The sequence below is a fragment of the Synechococcus sp. 63AY4M2 genome (assembly GCF_002760475.1).
In the GTDB taxonomy this organism is placed as follows: domain Bacteria; phylum Cyanobacteriota; class Cyanobacteriia; order Thermostichales; family Thermostichaceae; genus Thermostichus.
The window spans coordinates 2,567,342-2,584,886 of the sequence record NZ_AXUX01000001.1; the positions used below are offsets into that span (position 1 = coordinate 2,567,342).

Here is a 17,545-nt window from a genome sequence, read left to right on the forward strand (position 1 = left end):
TGCCCACTCGCTTGGTGCCTGCTTTCTTAGGGGCTAAATCTTGAGTTTGTTGGTACTGACGCACCCAGCGGTGTACTGTTCTTTTGGTAACCATGAAGCGTTTAGCTACCTGGCGGATGGAGGTGTTACCTGCCTGGTAGGCTGCTACAACTCTTTGCCGCAAATCCAAAGAATGAGTCGGCATTCCTTTCTCTCCTTCCTCTTGAATACCTGTACCCTATTTTAAATTAAAAGGCTGTACTTTTCGTCGGGGAAAGAGAATCGGCTCATCAGGGCACTGTCAATCGGCAGCGAGCTTGCTATTATACATTGACCTCACTGAATCCATTTTTTGTGCTCTTGGATACAGAGATCCCATCTGTCCCGGTAACGGGAGGGATCGCCTGGCGGAGCTGCGCTCGGCAAACCTGGCTTACTGCCTCTTGGCTTAGTTGCCGGCCAGATCTTTGCGGAAGCTCTGTAAGAGTGTTAAGAATGATTACACTAGTCTGTCATCCTCTCAGTTTTCCCACTTGTCCTTCTCAGCGCTGTGAAACGACTATGCTAGATCCCATTCCCCCTCCTGTCCTTGAAGAATACCTGTTGGAAGCGGGCATCATTGACCGCTCGCAGCTGAGCTTGGCCAAAAAGCTGCAGCATCGCCAGCAGGGGCCGCTGCTGATGATCCTTTTGGAGCTGAGTTTCATCGATCTCGAGCAGCTCAGGCGCCTTCTGGATTTGGGCCGCACCTACGACCATGCTCCAAACGCTGGATAGCCTTGAGCCCGATTGGCAACAGCATCTGGCCCGCTGGTCTGCGGCTGGGCAGGGATCCCTGCTGCTGAAAAGTTGCGGGAAGAAGGATCCGGCGGAGCTGCGTCGTTTTTTACAGCAGGTCTGCGCCCCTGTCCAAGCGTTGACCTTGCTCACAGAAGACTTGCAGATAGTGGGCGGCCCCCTGACGCTGCAAAGCTGGGATCCGCAGGCCACAGGCTCTTTTGCCCATCTTTATCTGGAGCGCTCTGCGTCTGCACAGCACCTCAGCCGCTTGGCGGCAATTGTGGCTCAGTTGCGCGCCCCCGACGGCTGTCCTTGGGATCGCGCCCAAACGCCTGAGTCGCTCACTCCCTATATCCTCGAAGAAGCCTACGAGACGGTGGCGGCCATTCGGGCCGGGGATCCGGCAGCGATTGCCGAAGAGCTGGGGGATCTGTTGCTGCAGGTGGTGTTGCAATCCCAGATCTTTGCCGAGCGAAACCACTTCGACCTGGAAACTGTAGCCGCGCGGATTGCCGATAAGCTGATCCGCCGTCACCCCTATGTATTTGGGGAGGCTCCGCAGTCAGATAGTTCCAGCCTTTCTGAGTTGCACCGCTCCTGGGAAGACATCAAGCAGAAGGAACAGCCGCAGCAAACCCTCGGCCAGAAACTGCTCCACTACGCCGAAAGTTTGCCCCCCCTGATGGCCGCCCTGAAGATCTCCCAAAAGGTGGTGGGAGCAGGATTTGAGTGGCCGACGGTGGAGGGGATCTGGGCCAAGGTGCGCGAGGAAGAGGCCGAACTGCGCCGAGAGCTGGAACGGGATCCCCCTGACCCGGCGCGACAAGAAGCCGAGTTGGGGGATCTGCTGTTTGCTCTGGTCAATTTGGGCCGTTGGTATGGGCTGGATGCCGCACAGGCCTTGACCCAAACCAACCTGCGCTTTGCCCGCCGCTTTTTGCGCCTGGAAGAGCTGGCGCGGCAACCAGCAGAAGCGGCATTGCCTAGCAGCGGCCAAGCCTCCCCTCTCCAAAGACTCACCCTCGCGGAGTTAGAGGCCCTCTGGCAACAGGCAAAGCAGGAGCACCCCTAATCCCTTCATCTAGAAACCGCAGGAGACCCGCCCTGTACCCCCCTATATCCCCTCCGTATACGGGGGGAGTGGGGGGCCGGGGGCCGGGCCGGTCAGGGCTGGGAGGAATGCGTTCCCATAAGGTACAGTAACAGTATGACCCAAACCCTGACTATCTCCTGCAAGCTCAAGGTGTCTGAGGCGCAGGCCGCCAAGTTGGATGCGACTCTGGACGCCTTTGCGCAGGCACTGAACTGGGTCAACCAAAGCACACCAGAGAAAGTCGTTAACGCAGTCAAACTCCATTCCCTTTGCTATTACGAGATACGCGCTCGCTTTGGGTTATCCAGTAATCTGGCGGGGCAGGTATGCAGGCGGGTGGCGGGGTCGCGCAAGGTTGCCAAGCAAAAGAACCGTCCAGTCAAGGCGTTCAAGGCGGGCTTCGTCACCTACGATGCCCGCATCTTCTCGTTCCGTGAAAAAGACTGGACGGTATCGCTAACTACGGTTGAGGGGCAGGAACGGTTTGAGCTGGCCATGGGTAACTACCAACGGGGCATGCTGGCCGGCACCCACCCAAAAGCGGCCACCCTGGTCAAACGGCAGGACGGTTCCTACTACATCCAGATTTGCGTCGAGCATGACCTGCCGGAGCCCCAGAACACCCCCAAGGCGATTGGAGTGGACTTGGGCAGAACAGATATTGCACACACCTCAGAGGGGGATAACTGGAGTGGACAGCAGTTGAGCCGGGTCAGAGACCACTACTCCCGGTTGAGAGCGGTTCTCCAACGCAAGGCCAGTAAGGGCACAAGGTCTAGTCGGCGGCGGTGCCGGCAGCTCTTGCAACGGTTGTCTGGCCGGGAGAGACGCTTCCAAACCTGGGTTAATCACTGCATCTCCAAAGCGATTGTGTCGAGGGTGCAGGCAACCCACAGCTTTATTGCCTTGGAAGACCTGACCGGGATCCGGGAGCGTGTCAACCAACAGCCGCGTAGCAAGACGGAGCGCCGGCGGTCGAATAGTTGGGCGTTCTACCAGTTGCGGCAGTTTGTGCAGTACAAGGCAGCAAGAGCAGGGATCCGGGTTGTGTTGGTGCCGCCTGCCTACAGCTCACAGACCTGCCACCAGTGCCTGTGGATTGGGCAACGGGAAAGGAAGCGCTTCCGTTGTGTCAACCCGGCTTGTGGTTGGGAAGGGGACGCAGACTACAACGGGGCAAATGTAATTGCGCTTTTGGGGGCTGCTGTAAACCAGCCCCCCTCAATCCCCCCGCCCCCCTGCCCCCCGTATACGGGGGGAGTGGGGGGCAGGGGGCTGGAAGGGGGGCGGTCGGAGCCGGGTAGTTTACTTATGTCTGAACCGGGAGACCTGCCCGCGGGATCCCTCAGCGATTGTTAGGCAAATTCTGGATGGGAACGACCAGCTCTTGCACAGGCAGAGCCAGCGGTTGGGCGGTGTCGCCGATCAAGGAGCTGGATGGCACAGGAGGAGAAGAGGCTGGAACCTCGCCGACGGGGCGCAGTTGCCAGCGGATGATCTGCTCGCCGCGGTAAAAGGTCACCAGCAACTGATCCCCTTGCGGTTGGATCTGCCAGGTGCCGTCGCCGCTGGTAACCGAAATCTGCCCGCCGGAAAAGGGCGCATCCAACGCCGGCCCCGACTGCGTCCAAATGCGTCCGCCACCGGTTTCCAGAACTAGTTGCACCGTGGCCCCTTGCCCCTGACCGCTCAAGATCTGGCCAGTGCCACTCCAAACTTGGGTCTCTGTCTGAGCCACGGCGGGCTGCCCAAGCTGTAGAGCCATGAGCAACAGCCCTGCCCAGCTCCCCTGAGCTCGTAGTGCCCTCCTCCAACCAGGAGAGAGGAAAGAATAGCGAGAGAAAAAGGCCATTGCACTCACGTCAGTACCACACGCCGCGATAGAACTGAAACACAGCAGAGCGGGAGGAAGCTCGAGGAAGCAATTTTTTACACTGTCCCTCTCACAGTCTATCGAAACCGTCGGGATCCCTTCGCGTTCTCTTGGGCTTGGGTTGAGCTGGCTGCCGGGATCCTCAGTTGTCCTGATCCCAATTTAGGCAATCCCCGCCCCCCCAGACAGGCTGCAACCTGAGCCTCTGGCTGCGGGGATCCCTAGCAACCGCTTCGCCAATGCGCAGAGCCAAGTCCGAAACCATAACTCAAAGATGGCAATGTTGTTATTTCGATTTAGACTGAGGCACTGCGCCCGCCCCGTTTCCTCTTTTGAGGGAGTCGTGGGGGCTTTTCCTTTCTAGGATCGATGTCTCCTCTCAATTGAGATGAGATTAAGAATTGCTGCGATCCAGAGTTGCAGGGGAGTCTGCTGACAGCTCTTCAACGCAGAGAAAGGAAGCGCTCCAGGGCTGCCACCATCGCCGGTGGCCAACGACGGACGGTTTTCACCCACTCCAGGTCGGCATAGCGGGGATCCAGCCCTTGCACAGCCACCCATTGGCTTTCTGCTTCTCCCTGCCGGCCTTGCACCCAAAGAACAGCGCTGAGGGCAGCCCGCATATCCGGGAACTTCGGGTACTTGCGCACCAAAGCCCGCATCAGGCGCAAGGCAGCTTCCGTTTCTCCCACCTGATAAAGGCAGAGGGCGTAGTTGGCCTGGGCAAAGGCGTAGTCAGGAGCCAGCTCCGTGGCGCGACGGTAATCGGCCAGGGCCTGCTGCCACTCTCCCAGCGCTGCCTCGGCATTGCCCCGGTTGTTGTAGGCTGCCGCATCGTTGGGATCCAACTGCAACACCCGCTCGTAATCGGCAATGGCCTCCTGCCAGCGCCCTAGCCCCTCCAAAGCCGTCCCCCGATTTAGATAGGGATCTGGTGCGTTGGGAGCCAGGCGAATGGCCTCAGCATAGTCCTCCAAAGCCTCCTGCAAGCGGTTCTGGCTGACGCGGGCGTTGCCTCGGTTGCTCCACAGGGCCGGGTTGTCGGGCTGGCGCTGCAACAATTGGCTCCAAAAGGCCTCTGCCCGGGCAAAATCTCCCCGGTTGGTGGCAGCAAAGGCTTCCTCAAACAGCCGGTCAATCTCAGGATCGATCTTGGCACTCGCCGCCGCTGCCCCATTCGCTGACTCAGATCCAAGGGGGATCCCAAGCCAAAGCAGCACCAACAGCAGGGCAGCTAAAAGAGGGGATACTCTTGCCTTCATCGCCATTGCCAGTTGGCTCACTAGGTAGATGCTCCCCCATCTTAAGCCGCCGCCCCAGGCTTAGTTGTTCATCTCCCGTTCCAGCTTGGCCAGCGCGATCTGGCTTTCCAGGCGAGAAATGCCTTCGCGGAGGGTTGCCGCCTGCGCTTCAACTTCATCCAAAGATTTGCGAACCGCCTCTGCAGCACTCATGTGTTGGTTCCGCTGCACCAAAGCCTGGCGCGCCAGCTCGTCCTGGTCATGTTGGCTGGCCTTTTGGGCTCTGACAAACCAATCCTCGGCCTTTTGCAGCAGTTGATCGTACTGCCGTTCCAGTTGCTTGCGGCTGGCCAGCGTTGTGGCCAGGCTGCGCTGCAGTTGTTTGAGATCCCGCTCCATCTGGCGGATGCTCACCCTCTGCCGGCTGGGCTTTCTCCACAGCAGCTTGCTCAAGCCCACCATCACCACCGCGGTGGCAATGCCCACGCCCGCAGCCGCTGCCAGGTTTTCCCGTAGGAAGGAGCCGTCCAAAACGTTGGATCCCGCAAAGGCTGAGGTTTGCGCGGCTGTCTCCCGAAACTCCCAGGGCATCACCGGATTGCGTTGCTGCCAAAAACCTCGTCGCGCCGCCTGGGCCAATTCTTGAGCTTCCAAGTAGCGCTCCCGGTTGGCCCCGTACAAAAAGCGCTCATAAACCACCGCCTGCCCCTGGCGCAACATCTCCAAATTCACCAAACCCTCGGCGTTGTACACCTGGGCAATGTGCAGCCCTTCTGGCGTGACGTAGAGAGTATCCACCTGCACCAGGGATCCCGGCGGCAGCAGGCTTTGCAAAGCTTCCTGCGAGAGCCGCCCCCAGCGCCCTTGCGTCAGCTCTGGGGCATCCACATAGGCAAGACGAAAACGGGTTGGCCTGCCGTTCAAGTCTGCCCAAAAGGTGTCCCCATCCACCACCGACCGTACTCGCGCTGTCCCAGAAGATTGGGCCGCTGCAGGGAGGACAAACCAACTGCCCGAAAGGACAGCCGCCATCATCAGGAGAGAAGTTCTTGAGGCCATGGGGATCACTCCTATTGTGCAGAACAACAAAAGTTAAGAAATAATAAGAAATGGGGAAGCTGCGGGAACTTACCGAAAGCCTGGAGCGTCTTCACGAACCGGAAGCAAGAACGATAGCCGCCCCTTCTTCGAGGAGAGGCAGCGGGAGCAACACTTCGCTTGCGCCAGAGAGAGCAGATTCTCTGACGCAGGGATCGGTCCTGTGAAGAAGACGGCTTCCAGGATGACAATTTGGGTTAGAGTTTAGCTCACCTCTTGGGGCAACGTCACAACCCTAGAGCGCAATCTTTGCCCAGTTAGGGGATTGGAATTACAGGCGCAAGCGGTAGGGCTCTTCCTCGGGAAAATCGGGCAGAGGAGGTGGGAGAATCTCGATCTCGCCGGTGGGCAGCGTCCGCAGCACCGTCCCCAATTGGGTCAGTTGTTCCAGAACAAACTGGCGGGTATCCCGGTCGCTGGTGGCATTGAACACGCTCAGCCAGACATCAAAGCGGGAACGGCGGCTGAGGGGGCTGCGGGCGATGTTGTCCCCCAGTTGGCGAAAGTCGTCGCCGGGCAGGCCCACCTGTTCCCGCCAGGCGGCAGCTTGGTAGTAGTCGCGGCGGCCCGCTTCCGCATCCCCCAAAAACATGAAGTTGATCAAGGCGCGATCCACGTAGAGCCGCCAGGCGTCGGGATTGTTTTGGGGGTTAAACTGCTGCAGGCCGCGATCCAAAATCTCGACAGCTTTTTCCGGCTGGCCGGCCCGATAGGCCAACACCAAGCTAGACAGCCGGTAGCCCAAGAAAAAGTTGGGATCCAGTCGCAGCATGTGGTCGAAGTACTCGTAGGCGAGGCCGTAGCCGGTTTGGGCACGAGCAGGGGCGTCGCCGTAGTACTGGATCAGCTCCAGCCACAGCCAGGAGGCGCCCAGGTTGCGGTAGCCCAGCCAGCCCAGGGTGGTGGCCAGGGCGATGTTGCGGTTTTTGCGGGCCTCGGCATTTTCCAGGGCCTCTAGGTTGATCCGCTCCAGCATCGGCACCTGCAGCCGCACCACCAGGATCCCGCACAGCAGCGCCCCGCCCACGGCGGCCAGGGTGCCTGCCAGGGAGAAACGGGAGCGGCGACGGGGCAAAGCAGCAGCAGTCATAGCCAGTTCTGAGCGGATCCCTCAACGGCTACACTCAATCATAAATTCATCCTGCCTTTGCATCGACTGCTCTCTCGCTCTCTGTTGAGCTTTTCCTCTGCGTATGACCAGATCCGCCCTCTCGGCTGCAGACCGGGCCCTCAGCCTCTACGAGGCTCTGCCCTACCCCAACGTGCCCCTCTCGCAGTCGGCCCGCAATGCCCTGGGGGAGATGTTCAAGATGAGCTATACCACCGCCCAGTACCTACGCACCCACGCCCTCGTCCCGTCCGAGGGCAAGGTGATGCTCAACGCCGGCTGTGGCTCCGGCTGGGAGACGCTGATGATGGCGGAGGCCAATCCGGGCGCCCAGATCGTGGCCTGTGATCTGTCGCCGGCTTCGGTCAAGCTCACCGAGGAACGCCTGCGGCACCACGGCTTCACCGATGTCCAGTGCTACGTCCTCAACGTGCTGGAGCTGGATCGCCTGGGGATCCAGTTCGATTTCATCAGCCTGAACGATGTTTTGTATTTGTTGGCGGATCCCACTGAGGGCTTGCGGGCGATGAAAAAAGTCCTCAAGCCCGAGGGCATCATTCGCGCCAATCTCCACAGCCGCCGCCAACGCCAGGTGTTTCTCCGCCTGCAGGCAGCTTTGCAAAAGGTGGGGCAATTCGACGTCCCGCCGGCGGTGGGAGCGCAACATGTGCGGGAGTTCATGGGATCCCTGCAGGAAGAGGTGGCCAAGGCGGTGCTGTGGAACCCGGCCAGCTATACCGAAGATGCCGCCATCATGAACAACTATCTGCTCTCCAACGACAAGGGATTCACGATCCCCGAGGTGTTTGGCATGTTGCAGCAGGCGGGGTTGGGCTTTTTAAGCCTGGTGGATATGCCCGACTGGTCGCTGGAGTCTCTCTTTAAGCAAGTGCCGGAGTTTGTGCGGCAACGGCTGGAAACCCTCAGCGTCATGGAGCGGCTGCACCTCTACGAGCTGATCCGGCCTGCCCATCGCCTCATCGACTTTTGGGCCGAGCACGCCGGCTCTTCCCTGGTGCTACCTTGGACGGATGCAGATTGGTTGGCGGGATCCGTGCAATTCAACCCCCTGCTGATGGACAACGCTCGCTTCCACCAGGAGTACAACAAGGCCCTGCAAGAGAACTGCACCTACGAAATGCAGTGGACAGGGGCCACCCACGGGCGGATCCGCATCCCTGCCGAGAAGGTGAAATGGCTGGCCCCGCTGCTGCAGGGGCCAACTCCGGTGGCAAAGCTGATTCAGCGGGTCGTCGAGTTGGGATCCCTGACGGAAGAACAGGCAACTGACGAGGTGCTGACCTTCCTGACGGCGTTGGAAGACTTTCTATTCGTCATGCTGCAGTAGAGCCGTTTTCCCGTTCCCGACCAATCCCAACTCCCCTCTCCCTCTGGGAGAGGGGTTGGGGGTGAGGGCAGTGGCGCGGAGTGCCTGGGAAGTGTCTTAATCTGGTTTGAGAGGTCGAAAACTGTACGACTCGGATGTCTGCCTGGCCGGCACGTCGCTTCTATGCAGCTCTGCAGCGAGGGCTGACCCAGCCCCTGGATCGCTGGGTGGCCGGGATCACCCTCTGCAACTTGGCGGTTGGGGTGATCTTATTTTTGCTGGGCAACCACACGGCCCCCTATGTGCGGGACTTTAACTGGCAACAGCAGCGGGTGGGATCCCAGGAACTGCAGATGGTGCTGACCTTCAACCGCCCTATGGATGCGGACAGCGTTGCGGCCAACCTGGAGATCCAGCCGCCTCTGCCGGGCCGGATGCGCAAGCTGGGCCGCCGCTTTTTTTGGACGCTGACAGAGCCGGCCCCCTACGGCCAGACCTACCGGGTGCGCCTGCAGGCAGCCGTGGATGAGCGGGGCCAGCCCATGGCGCGGCCTTTTGAGGGCGAGTTTCGCACGCCGGATCGGCAGTTGTTGGGGATCGGCACGGAAGCAGACCAACGGGGGCGGCTGTTGCTCTTTAACCTGGAGACGGGATCCACCACTTTGCTGACGCCGGCGGGGCTGAAGGTTACCCAGATGCAGCCCAGCGCCGATGGCCGCTTCGTCTACTACTTTGCCACCGCCAGCACCATCCAGCAGCAGGATCTCTACCGCCTGGATCTGGAGGATCTGTCTTCCCGGTTGCTGCTGGACCACCAGGGCTACCAAAACCTGCGCTTCCAGGTCTCGCCGACGGGGGAGCTGGTGGTAGCGGAGCGGATCCCCCTGCAACGGGATCCCCTGGCTCCCGTCCAGACGGAACTGTGGATCCAGAAAAGGAGCCGGGATCCCTTTGAGCGGCTGGATCTGGATACGGCTTTGGGGGGAGACTTTTTCATCAGCCCTGATGAGAGCAGCCTGCTCATCTCCCAGGGGCAGGGGGTGGGGATTGTGCCCTTGCAGCCGCGGGCGGCAGCGGAGAGCTTTTTGGCCCAGTTCGGCCAAACCTTGGCCATCCGTCCCGATGGGGCTTTCGGGGCTTTGCTGCGCTTCAATCCCGACTACACCCGCAGCCTCTTTATCGTCAGCAATACCGGCACCAGCGAGGAGATTTGGGTTACCGAGGGATCCGTAACCAAAGGAGCTTTTTCGCCGAGGGCACCCGTCTTTTACGGCTTGGTCAGCGAGGCCGAGTTTGTTGGTGAGGGCGCGTTGGCATCTCTGGCCTACACCGAGTCCCCCCGCTTGCTGGCAGTGGTGTTCGGCAGCGGCGGCGCGGCCCCGGCGGGCAAGACCGTAGAGGTGGGGCGGGCCGACTATCCCTTTGAGCTGGACTTCAGCCTTTCCCCTGACGGCCGCCTGTTGGCCTACACGCTTTTGGAGCCCTTGCAAGAGGAGATCCCGGATCCCTGGGCCCCCTTTAGCCGCACTGGGCAAGCGATCCGCAGCGGGCAAGTGTGGCTGGTGGACTTGCAAGATGGGCTGCCGATCCCCAACAGCCGTCGCCGCCTGCCGCTGAGCAGCAGCGCACTGGCCTGGATCCCTTAGTCAGGAGGAGTTCTAGGCAAGCAAGGCCTAAAACCCAGGCCAGATGCAGAGCAACTCCCCTCTCCCCCTAGCGAGCCGAGGTTCTCAGTTTGGTTAGGATAATCACTCCCACCAGCGCCAGGGTTACCGTGTTGGCAAGCAGGATGACCGCATCTTGGCGCAACAGGCCGTACAGATCCCACATCAGGATCCCTGCCCCAAACAGCAGCAGGTAGCTCCAAGAAAAATCGTCCGCCTTTTGGCTATGCCAAGTTTTCCAGGCTTGCGGGAAGAAACTGGCAGTGGTCAGAGCAGCAGCCGATAGGCCCACCCAAAAGGTGAGGTTCATAAGTGTAGCTCCGGCTCGACAAAGCCCTGCAGCGGCTGGGCCGCTTCCGCCTCGCTCAAGCCCTTGGCCTGCAGCAACACCCCAAAGCTCCCCAACCCCAGCGGATCCAGCAGAGCGTGAAGGGCATGTCGCCGTTGCAACACCTGGCCCAGATCCCCCCCCTCGTCGCCAACTTGGCCGAGGGCGGCCAGCCTTTCCGCCAATCCCAGGTTCACCAAAAAGCAGCTCTGCTGGGTGAAGCCCAGGCACTTGAGCCCCAGAGACTCCCCCACCTGCTGCAAGGTGGTAAAGTCCACGTGGGCAGTGAGATCTTGGGATCCCACCCAGACATAGGGATCCGCGTAGGTGCCGTGTTGGCGGTAGGCCAGGAGCGTGCCCTGGAAGCGCTGGGGGCTGTAGTAGCGCTGGGCGGTGTGGCCGTAGTCAAGGGTGAGCACGTAGCCCCGCCGCAGCTTGCGGGCCAGAAGCTGGAGCCACTCTAGGGCCTTGAGGTTGACCTCCGTTTGGTAGCCGGAGGGATAGGTGGCAATCGGGATCCCCAGGCGGGCAAAGTACGCTTCCAGCGCGGGCGTAGAGAGATCCCCTAACACTTCTCGGAAGCCCTCCCCCTCCGCCCAATCCACGTAGATTTCTCGCAAGGCCCCCGCCTGCACCTGCACCCGATGGACTGGGAAGGCGTCCACCAGCTCGTTGGAAAAAAAACAGCCGGTTACCGAACCATCTGGGATCTCGTCCCACTCTAGCCAGCGCACCTTCTCGCCATAGCCGGCCAAGCGCTCCTGCTGTAGCCGCCGCAAAAAAGCAGAGCGCTCGAGGATCCCGTACTCCAGGGCTTGCCAGAAGTCGGGCCAATTGGAGCACACATAGGCCAGCCAATCTTCGGCCAGGCGCCCGCTGCCCGCCCCCATCTCAATCACCGCAAAATGGGGAGGGGATCCCAAAATGTGCCAGAACTGGAAGATCTGCTCAGCCAACAGTTGGGCAAAATCCGCCGCCAAGTGAGGGGAGGTGCGATAGTCCCAGCCGAGGGGGAGATGCTCCCGCTCGTAGTAACCCAGACCTGGCTCGTAGAGGGCCCACTCCATGAACTGGGCAAAGGTCACGGGTCCTCGGGCGCGAATGCGGCTGCCGATCAGCTCTGGCAACCTCCGGTCGGCCTGCGAGGGCGACAAGGGCAAATCCGGATTGCCCAAGCCTAAGTCTTGCCTAGAAGGGCTTACCAATGGGGATAGACTCACTTGTTCAAGGGACGACGCCAATTTTGGCGAAACTGGCGGTTGGTCAAGAGCAGCAGTGGCCAGAGGGCCGACACCGCCCACTTTCCAGAGCCTGAGTAGATGCGATCCGCCTTGCGGGCTGAGTACCAAACTCCCCCTGCGTAGATTGCCAAGAGCAAAAAAGGCCACATTTCTCTCACGTCCTGCGAACGCTGCTCAGCCGGTTAAGGGATCCCCCCTAGTAAGCGTCCTGCAACTCATAGAAGTCAGGCGTGATATAGTCCTTGCGCAGCGGCCACCCAATCCAGTCTTCCGGCATCAAGATCCGCTTCAAGTTGGGGTGTCCCTCAAAGATGATGCCGTACATGTCATAGGTCTCCCGCTCCTGCCAGTCCGCCGACTTCCAGATCCAGTACACCGAGGGCACCCGCGGATCTTGGCGGGGCAGCTTCACCTGAACCCGCACCTCCTGCGGCCGATCTGCCCCGTCCGCCAGTTTGATCAGGTGATAGAGGCTGACCAGGGGTTGCCCTGCCCCCAGGTCGTAGCCGCACTGGCACTCCAGGTAATTGAAGCCGTAGGCATAGAGGGCAGTACACACAGGCAAGAGAAAATCCCGCTCCACCTCCAGCAGCTCCACCCCGGCGGCATCTCTGCCCAGGTACTGATGGTCAAAGCCGTTATCGGCGAGGAACTGGGAAACCGGCCCCCGTTCCAGCGTCGCCAACGGCTCTGTCGGCTCGGCTGTCGAGGACGGCTTTTGCTGGGCTTTGTCCTCTGTCATCTCACATCCCTCCCCGCAAAGCTTTGAGCTGCTGTTCCGCCTGCTTGAAGTCGGCAGTCTGCAAGGCCGGAGGCACCGGCAGGCCAATAGCCGCCGCCAGTTCCGGTGGAGGAGCTTGGCGGGTCTCGCTCTCCAGATACTTGCCGGTGATGATCTCCGGCACCGGCTTGAGGTTGTGCTTGACCGTGTAGTACCGGTGGGTTTGTTGCAGGCGGCCCCGCTCCCGCATGTCTTCGGCGGCGATCTTCTTGCGCAGCTTGACAATAGCATCCATGATCGCCTCCGGACGCGGCGGGCAGCCGGGAATGTACACGTCCACAGGGATCAGCTTGTCCACCCCTCGCACCGCCGTGTAGGAATCGGAGCTGAACATGCCGCCGCTAATGGTACAGGCCCCCATGGCGATCACGTACTTCGGCTCAGCCATTTGTTGGTAGAGCTTGACCAACGCTGGGGCCATTTTCATAGTGACCGTGCCCGCCGTGATGATCAAATCAGCCGTGCGCGGCGAAGAACGGGGCAACAGGCCAAAGCGGTCGAAATCGAAGCGGGAGCCCAGCATGGCTGCAAACTCGATGAAGCAGCAGGCAGTGCCGTAGAGGAGCGGCCAGAGGCTGGACATCTTCGCCCAGTTGTACAGGTCGTTAACCGTGGTGAGAACGACGTTGTTCGAGAGGTCTGTGGTAACTTGCGGGGCAGACGCCGGAAACAAGACTTCCGGCTCCTGAGAGGTCATGACCATTCCAGCGCTCCTTTTCTCCAAGCGTACACAAGGCCCACCACAAGGATGGCGATGAAAATCAGGGCCTCCACAAAGGCCAGCAGTCCCAAGCGATGAAAGGCCACCGCCCAGGGATAGAGGAACACGGTCTCCACGTCGAAGATCACGAAGACCAGGGCGAACATGTAGTAGCGGATGTTGAACTGGATCCAGGCCTGGCCAAACGGCTCCATCCCCGACTCATAGGTGCTGCGGCGCAGGGATCCCCGCCGCTTTGGGGCCAAGAGCGCAGAAGCTCCCAGAGCCAAGACCGGCAGCAGAGCGCAGACGATCAGAAAGACCAGCAAATACTCGTAGCCGGATAAGACAAACACGACGCCAGACCGCCTCAGGTGCTCAACATTTAGATACGTTTTCAGTATAGAGCCAGTCTGCCGCCTCCCGGCGCTGCCCGATCTTTAGTTCTGCTGATGGTCTCGATTGCGGGAGTGGCGTTTCTCCAGCCAACCCCACACCCCACTCAGCAGGGCTCCAGCCATCAGGATCCCCAGTGCCGGCTGGAACAAAGGCAACCACAGCCGCAGCCAAAGTTTGTAGCCCAGCGGGATCCCGATGAAAGCTCCCGTTACCGAGAAGACAAACCAGACAAACCCGGCAAACACCAGAAAGACCAGGGCAATGAGAAAATGATCCAGCCAGCGTTTCCAGTCTGAGACGGTCATAGGGAGCAAGCCAGAGCAGGTGAAGTCTCTCAGATCCTACTACTGGAAACCCTGCCCTCTTCCCTCCAACCCAGCATAAGCCCCTGCCCCTCACGAGGGTTGACTTGTCAACAGGTAGTGGTAGAAATTTAGTTGTACACAACCCGTAGCGTTAAGCCGATGTCCACCTCCTCTGATTCCTCCTTTGCCGACCGTTTGCGACAGGTGATCGGCGATGAGGCCATTTATGCGTTTGGGCGGCGGGCCGGCATTAGCGATACAGCCTTGCGCAGTTACCTCAAGGGATCCGTGCCCGGCATCGACAAGGCCGTGAAAATTGCCCAGGTGGGGGGGGTGAGTCTCAGTTGGCTGATTACGGGGGAGGGATCCCCGCGGCTGGAGGCTGGCGACGCCAAAACGGAGTATGTATACGTGCCTCTGGTGGATGTGGTCGCCTCGGCAGGGGCGGGGGCGCTGGTGCGGGAAGAGTCCATCGAGTCGGTGCTAGCTTTTGAGCGTAACTGGCTACGGGCCCATCTGAAGGGGAACCCGGATGGGCTCAGTTTGATTCGGGTGCAAGGGGACAGCATGTCTCCCACCTTGGAAGATGGCGACTGGATCTTTGTCGAACGGCAAAAAGAGCTGGGGGGTGAGGGCATCTACGTCTTTCAGAGGGATGGCGAGCTGTGGGTCAAACGGCTGCAACGCCTGTCAGGATCCCGAGTAAAAGTTATCAGCGACAACCCTCGCTTCCCGTCTTTTGTGGTCGATTGTGCGGATCCCGTCAACGGCCTGATCCTCATAGGACGCTATCGGGGCCGTCTCAGCTTCGACTAGGCTTTTGCCGAGGATGGCGGGAAGGGGTAGCCTGAGCAGCCCCTAATCCCCTTGGCAAGCTGCGGTCGCCGGATAGGATCGACTCTAGGCGTTGAGTTGAGCCCGGTTTTCGCTCCTCGCCTGCGCCCATCTAGCCAGAGGTTTGCCTGCGATGCCCCGCCCATCGGAACGTGCAACGGTCTTTCTCAATCTCTCGAGTGGGATCCTCCTGGTCGGCAGCGGCATCTGGGCGGGAATGGTGCTCCCGCAGCCGCTTCAGACCCAACCGCTGCCAGTTCCCCAGCCGCAGGCCAACACGCCGCCGCTCCTGCCCACCCTGTCTCCACCCCAGGCCAGTCTCCCAGCGGTGAGCCCAGATGCAGATTCACCAAAGGGGAATCCAAATCACGGCGGCTCCACGGATCTGGAAAGGGAGATTCGAGAACTCCGCCAGCAGGCCATCCAGCTTTTGATCCGCGTTGAAGAACTGGAGTCGCGGCTGCAACGGCTGTCTTCCCCAGCAGCGGCCCCTGAGCCGAGGCGAGAATCGGCCACCACTGCCGAGATCGCCCCGGAGGGAGCAAGCGTCCCTGCCCCCACCGCAACGCCGACCCCTACCTCTTTTCAGGTGGGAACCCGAACCATTAGCCTGCCGGGCGATCTGCTCTTCGACTTCGACAAGGCCGAGATTCGGCCTGAGGCGGCCTCCCTGTTAGCAGAAGTGGCCAAATCTTTGCGGGAAATGCCCGGCGCCCGCGTTCAAGTCAACGGCCACACCGACAACATCGGTTCCTTGAACTATAACCTCGACCTTTCCCTGCGCCGCGCCAACGCTGTGAAAGACTACTTAGCTAACCTGTTGCCGGAAGACCACCCCATCAGCTGGACAACCTCTGGCTTTGGCCCCACCCTGCCGGTGGCCGACAACGATACGGAGGAAGGGAGACAGCGAAACCGCCGCGTGGATCTCATCATCGCCCCCTAGTGGCCCCCCCCAAAGTTGGGGGTTGGCAGGCTTGAACAGCGCCTTAGTCTAGAATCAACTGGTCCGATCCCTGGTGGGGGCGAGGGCCCAGGCAACAGTCTGAGCTTTGGGGTTCGATTTTGAACGCGGCAGGGATCCCGTCGGGGGAAAAGCAGACCTTTGCGCTGAGAGTAGACACAACCCTGGATGCTCTCAGCCAAGTTTTGACGTGGTTTGAGTCTTTCCGCGACGCCGGCATTCCGGGCCCCATCTGGTTGGAATGCCAGTTGGCCTTGGCGGAGGGCTTTACCAACGCCGTTCGCCATGCCCACCGCACTTTGTCTCCCAGTACACCCATCGATATCGAGCTGGTTCTGATGCCCCAGGAGCTGGAGCTGCGCATCTGGGATCAAGGGCAGGAGTTCAACTTGGAGGAATTCTTCCAGAACCGAGCAGCCAGCAGGCCCCCCGACGCCGAGGTCGAATCCGAGGGGGGACGGGGTATTCGGCTGATGAAGGCTCTCTCCACCCACCTGAGCTATACTCGCCAGGCAGATGGCCGCAACTGCCTGCTGATCAGCAGGCGCTTCGACGATCCCGCCCCCCTCTCCCAGCGGCCGGCCTAGGCCAACAGGCCAGCGCTCAACTGGCGAATGGCCGAGCTGGCCACATCGCTGTAGCGCAGCTCACCGGCCAAGATCTGGCCCATGCGCCGAGTGGCTCCCGGTCGCTTGACGCCTACCCTGTAGCCGACGCCCGGAAAGCGGTAGAACAGCGCCGCGATCCGCTTGGCCCAACGCATCTCTGAGCCCCACTCCTGCTGCACGCGGGCGGAGTAGTTCGCCAGGGCTTCGGTATCTCCCGCCAGGGCTTGGTCGATGGCCTGCGCTGCCAGCATGCCAGTGAGGAGGGAGGGGCGGATCCCTTCGGCGGTAAACGGATCGACGACACAGGCAGCATCTCCCACCAGGAGGGCATTTTGGCTGTGCAGGGGTTGATCCCCCTCCCAAAGACAGATGGGATGGCCAAACTGCCTGACCGATTTCAAGTCCACACCAAAGCTTTGGGCATACTCGGCGGCGATTTCCCGCAAGTTTTGTTTTTCGCCACCCCGAAAGGTGCCTGCCCCGATGGAGTAGCCATCGGCTTTGGGGAAGTTCCAAATGTAGCCGTTGCTCACGGCGCCAAAGTCGAAATGGGCGGCTGCGGTTTTTGGCTCTGAGACGGGCACTTCTGCTTCCAGGGCGGCAGCCAGGCGGCGCTGCCGGTTTTGAAAGCCGAGCCACTTGGCCATCGAGCCTTTGGCCCCATCGGCCCCGATCACATACCGACCCCAGACCGGGCCGGTGGCTGTCATCACTTGCCAGCGGTCGCTCTGCCACTCAATGCCGGAGACGGGACATTCCGTCTGGAGTGCTGCCCCCTGCTTTTGCGCCTGCTGGATCAAGTAATGGTCGAAGACCTCCCGCCGCACCATCCATACCGGCTCTTTCAGATCCAGGTCGGCCACGACCGGATCCCCGCCCCGCCAGGTGTAGCGAATTTGCCGGATCTTCAGCGAAATGGCGGGACTGAAATCGAAGTCAAACCAGGCCGCCACCATGGGAGAAACGCCGCCGCCACAGGGTTTGTAGCGGGGCAAAGGATCCTTCTCCAAGACCAGCACTGAGCGCCCCCGCTTGGCCAGGTGATAGGCGGCCGAGCCGCCGGCAGGGCCAGCGCCGACGATGACACAGTCGTACACTTGGGACATGGCTCTCGATCCCCAACCCCTTCTCCCTGAATTTGGGCTGTCGGCTCCTAGCCTACCGCATCCTTTTTCCCTCAAGAAAACAAGGGGGAGGGGGCCGGCGGATCCCCCCAACGGCG

General features: G+C 60.6%; 21 protein-coding genes. 8 read left to right on the forward strand and 13 right to left on the reverse strand.

The window, feature by feature from the left end; genetic code table 11:
• On the reverse strand, positions 1-184 hold a 184-nt coding region (locus tag SYN63AY4M2_RS11435), incomplete at its 3' end, for a helix-turn-helix domain-containing protein (protein ID WP_143597034.1).
• 356 nt (positions 185-540) lie between these two features.
• Here SYN63AY4M2_RS11435 and SYN63AY4M2_RS11440 point away from each other — a divergent pair.
• From SYN63AY4M2_RS11440 to SYN63AY4M2_RS11450, 3 genes are all read left to right on the forward strand, one after another.
• The gene (locus SYN63AY4M2_RS11440) at positions 541-756 is read left to right on the forward strand and encodes a DUF2949 domain-containing protein (protein WP_041438447.1); all 216 of its coding nucleotides are present in this window, start codon (positions 541-543) and stop codon (positions 754-756) included.
• Entirely contained in the window at positions 737-1,831 is a 1,095-nt protein-coding gene (gene mazG, locus SYN63AY4M2_RS11445) for a nucleoside triphosphate pyrophosphohydrolase (RefSeq protein ID WP_011430826.1), read from the forward strand. The genes SYN63AY4M2_RS11440 and mazG overlap by 20 nt, the downstream gene beginning before the upstream one ends.
• A 135-nt stretch (positions 1,832-1,966) precedes the next feature.
• Complete coding sequence (locus SYN63AY4M2_RS11450) at positions 1,967-3,211, forward strand: transposase (protein ID WP_240530537.1); 1,245 nt, start codon at positions 1,967-1,969, stop codon at positions 3,209-3,211.
• Here SYN63AY4M2_RS11450 and SYN63AY4M2_RS11455 read toward each other — a convergent pair.
• The 4 genes from SYN63AY4M2_RS11455 to SYN63AY4M2_RS11470 all read right to left on the reverse strand — a co-directional run bounded on the left by SYN63AY4M2_RS11455 (position 3,198) and on the right by SYN63AY4M2_RS11470 (position 7,154).
• The gene (locus SYN63AY4M2_RS11455) at positions 3,198-3,617 is read right to left on the reverse strand and encodes a hypothetical protein (RefSeq protein ID WP_011430825.1); all 420 of its coding nucleotides are present in this window, start codon (positions 3,615-3,617) and stop codon (positions 3,198-3,200) included. The two genes, SYN63AY4M2_RS11450 and SYN63AY4M2_RS11455, sit on opposite strands and share 14 nt — an antisense overlap.
• Positions 3,618-4,168: 551 nt before the next feature.
• The gene (locus SYN63AY4M2_RS11460) at positions 4,169-5,008 is read right to left on the reverse strand and encodes a tetratricopeptide repeat protein (protein ID WP_228375267.1); all 840 of its coding nucleotides are present in this window, start codon (positions 5,006-5,008) and stop codon (positions 4,169-4,171) included.
• Between the two features lie 39 nt (positions 5,009-5,047).
• Positions 5,048-6,025: a PspA/IM30 family protein gene (locus SYN63AY4M2_RS11465; protein WP_099813022.1), complete on the reverse strand. Its 978-nt coding sequence runs from the start codon at positions 6,023-6,025 to the stop codon at positions 5,048-5,050.
• 310 nt (positions 6,026-6,335) lie between these two features.
• Positions 6,336-7,154: a hypothetical protein gene (locus SYN63AY4M2_RS11470; protein ID WP_011430821.1), complete on the reverse strand. Its 819-nt coding sequence runs from the start codon at positions 7,152-7,154 to the stop codon at positions 6,336-6,338.
• A gap of 103 nt (positions 7,155-7,257) precedes the next feature.
• Here SYN63AY4M2_RS11470 and SYN63AY4M2_RS11475 point away from each other — a divergent pair, with 103 nt between their 5' ends.
• Positions 7,258-8,520, forward strand: a complete 1,263-nt coding sequence (locus SYN63AY4M2_RS11475; protein WP_011430820.1) for a class I SAM-dependent methyltransferase — start codon at positions 7,258-7,260, stop codon at positions 8,518-8,520.
• Positions 8,521-8,654: 134 nt separating this feature from the next.
• Entirely contained in the window at positions 8,655-10,145 is a 1,491-nt protein-coding gene (locus SYN63AY4M2_RS11480; RefSeq protein WP_011430817.1) for an Ig-like domain-containing protein, read from the forward strand.
• A 67-nt stretch (positions 10,146-10,212) separates the two neighbouring features.
• Here the strand turns inward: SYN63AY4M2_RS11480 and SYN63AY4M2_RS11485 are convergent, their stop codons facing one another.
• The 7 genes from SYN63AY4M2_RS11485 to SYN63AY4M2_RS11510 all read right to left on the reverse strand — a co-directional run bounded on the left by SYN63AY4M2_RS11485 (position 10,213) and on the right by SYN63AY4M2_RS11510 (position 13,917).
• Positions 10,213-10,473, reverse strand: a complete 261-nt coding sequence (locus tag SYN63AY4M2_RS11485; RefSeq protein WP_041438445.1) for a SemiSWEET transporter — start codon at positions 10,471-10,473, stop codon at positions 10,213-10,215.
• The gene (locus SYN63AY4M2_RS11490) at positions 10,470-11,645 is read right to left on the reverse strand and encodes an SAM-dependent methyltransferase (RefSeq protein ID WP_049749829.1); all 1,176 of its coding nucleotides are present in this window, start codon (positions 11,643-11,645) and stop codon (positions 10,470-10,472) included. The genes SYN63AY4M2_RS11485 and SYN63AY4M2_RS11490 overlap by 4 nt, the downstream gene beginning before the upstream one ends.
• Positions 11,646-11,707: 62 nt before the next feature.
• Positions 11,708-11,881, reverse strand: a complete 174-nt coding sequence (locus tag SYN63AY4M2_RS13855; protein WP_011430814.1) for a hypothetical protein — start codon at positions 11,879-11,881, stop codon at positions 11,708-11,710.
• Between the two features lie 47 nt (positions 11,882-11,928).
• Positions 11,929-12,474 (reverse strand): NAD(P)H-quinone oxidoreductase subunit J, encoded by a 546-nt coding sequence (locus tag SYN63AY4M2_RS11495; RefSeq protein WP_011430813.1) that lies wholly within the window; start codon positions 12,472-12,474, stop codon positions 11,929-11,931.
• A 1-nt stretch (position 12,475) separates the two neighbouring features.
• Complete coding sequence (locus SYN63AY4M2_RS11500; protein ID WP_011430812.1) at positions 12,476-13,210, reverse strand: NADH dehydrogenase subunit K; 735 nt, start codon at positions 13,208-13,210, stop codon at positions 12,476-12,478.
• Positions 13,207-13,569 carry a photosynthetic/respiratory NAD(P)H-quinone oxidoreductase subunit C gene (ndhC, locus tag SYN63AY4M2_RS11505; protein WP_011430811.1) on the reverse strand — a complete coding sequence of 121 codons (363 nt, stop codon included), beginning with the start codon at positions 13,567-13,569 and terminating at the stop codon, positions 13,207-13,209. The genes SYN63AY4M2_RS11500 and ndhC overlap by 4 nt, the downstream gene beginning before the upstream one ends.
• Before the next feature lie 84 nt (positions 13,570-13,653).
• A complete protein-coding gene (locus SYN63AY4M2_RS11510; RefSeq protein WP_041438440.1) occupies positions 13,654-13,917 on the reverse strand; it encodes a hypothetical protein in 264 nt (87 codons plus the stop codon).
• A 159-nt stretch (positions 13,918-14,076) separates the two neighbouring features.
• Between SYN63AY4M2_RS11510 and SYN63AY4M2_RS11515 the strand changes: the two genes are divergently transcribed.
• The 3 genes from SYN63AY4M2_RS11515 to SYN63AY4M2_RS11525 all read left to right on the forward strand — a co-directional run bounded on the left by SYN63AY4M2_RS11515 (position 14,077) and on the right by SYN63AY4M2_RS11525 (position 16,302).
• A complete protein-coding gene (locus tag SYN63AY4M2_RS11515) occupies positions 14,077-14,733 on the forward strand; it encodes a helix-turn-helix transcriptional regulator (RefSeq protein ID WP_011430809.1) in 657 nt (218 codons plus the stop codon).
• 151 nt (positions 14,734-14,884) lie between these two features.
• On the forward strand, positions 14,885-15,697 hold the full coding sequence (locus SYN63AY4M2_RS11520; RefSeq protein WP_228375265.1) for an OmpA family protein: 813 nt from the start codon (positions 14,885-14,887) through the stop codon (positions 15,695-15,697).
• 119 nt (positions 15,698-15,816) lie between these two features.
• Entirely contained in the window at positions 15,817-16,302 is a 486-nt protein-coding gene (locus tag SYN63AY4M2_RS11525; RefSeq protein WP_011430807.1) for an anti-sigma regulatory factor, read from the forward strand.
• Here the strand turns inward: SYN63AY4M2_RS11525 and SYN63AY4M2_RS11530 are convergent.
• Complete coding sequence (locus SYN63AY4M2_RS11530) at positions 16,299-17,429, reverse strand: geranylgeranyl reductase family protein (RefSeq protein ID WP_011430806.1); 1,131 nt, start codon at positions 17,427-17,429, stop codon at positions 16,299-16,301. The genes SYN63AY4M2_RS11525 and SYN63AY4M2_RS11530 overlap by 4 nt on opposite strands.
• Between the last annotated feature and the right edge of the window lie 116 nt (positions 17,430-17,545).

Bases quoted from the DNA above. Each gene is read 5' to 3' on its own strand.
- SYN63AY4M2_RS11440 (WP_041438447.1), top strand. From the start codon at position 541: ATGCTAGATCCCATTCCCCCTCCTGTCCTTGAAGAATACCTGTTGGAA.
- mazG (WP_011430826.1), top strand. From the start codon at position 737: ATGCTCCAAACGCTGGATAGCCTTGAGCCCGATTGGCAACAGCATCTG.
- SYN63AY4M2_RS11450 (WP_240530537.1), top strand. From the start codon at position 1,967: ATGACCCAAACCCTGACTATCTCCTGCAAGCTCAAGGTGTCTGAGGCG.
- SYN63AY4M2_RS11455 (WP_011430825.1), bottom strand. From the start codon at position 3,617: ATGGCTCTACAGCTTGGGCAGCCCGCCGTGGCTCAGACAGAGACCCAA.
- SYN63AY4M2_RS11465 (WP_099813022.1), bottom strand. From the start codon at position 6,025: ATGGCCTCAAGAACTTCTCTCCTGATGATGGCGGCTGTCCTTTCGGGC.
- SYN63AY4M2_RS11470 (WP_011430821.1), bottom strand. From the start codon at position 7,154: ATGACTGCTGCTGCTTTGCCCCGTCGCCGCTCCCGTTTCTCCCTGGCA.
- SYN63AY4M2_RS11475 (WP_011430820.1), top strand. From the start codon at position 7,258: ATGACCAGATCCGCCCTCTCGGCTGCAGACCGGGCCCTCAGCCTCTAC.
- SYN63AY4M2_RS11480 (WP_011430817.1), top strand. From the start codon at position 8,655: ATGTCTGCCTGGCCGGCACGTCGCTTCTATGCAGCTCTGCAGCGAGGG.
- SYN63AY4M2_RS11485 (WP_041438445.1), bottom strand. From the start codon at position 10,473: ATGAACCTCACCTTTTGGGTGGGCCTATCGGCTGCTGCTCTGACCACT.
- SYN63AY4M2_RS13855 (WP_011430814.1), bottom strand. From the start codon at position 11,881: ATGTGGCCTTTTTTGCTCTTGGCAATCTACGCAGGGGGAGTTTGGTAC.
- SYN63AY4M2_RS11495 (WP_011430813.1), bottom strand. From the start codon at position 12,474: ATGACAGAGGACAAAGCCCAGCAAAAGCCGTCCTCGACAGCCGAGCCG.
- SYN63AY4M2_RS11500 (WP_011430812.1), bottom strand. From the start codon at position 13,210: ATGACCTCTCAGGAGCCGGAAGTCTTGTTTCCGGCGTCTGCCCCGCAA.
- SYN63AY4M2_RS11510 (WP_041438440.1), bottom strand. From the start codon at position 13,917: ATGACCGTCTCAGACTGGAAACGCTGGCTGGATCATTTTCTCATTGCC.
- SYN63AY4M2_RS11515 (WP_011430809.1), top strand. From the start codon at position 14,077: ATGTCCACCTCCTCTGATTCCTCCTTTGCCGACCGTTTGCGACAGGTG.
- SYN63AY4M2_RS11520 (WP_228375265.1), top strand. From the start codon at position 14,885: ATGCCCCGCCCATCGGAACGTGCAACGGTCTTTCTCAATCTCTCGAGT.
- SYN63AY4M2_RS11530 (WP_011430806.1), bottom strand. From the start codon at position 17,429: ATGTCCCAAGTGTACGACTGTGTCATCGTCGGCGCTGGCCCTGCCGGC.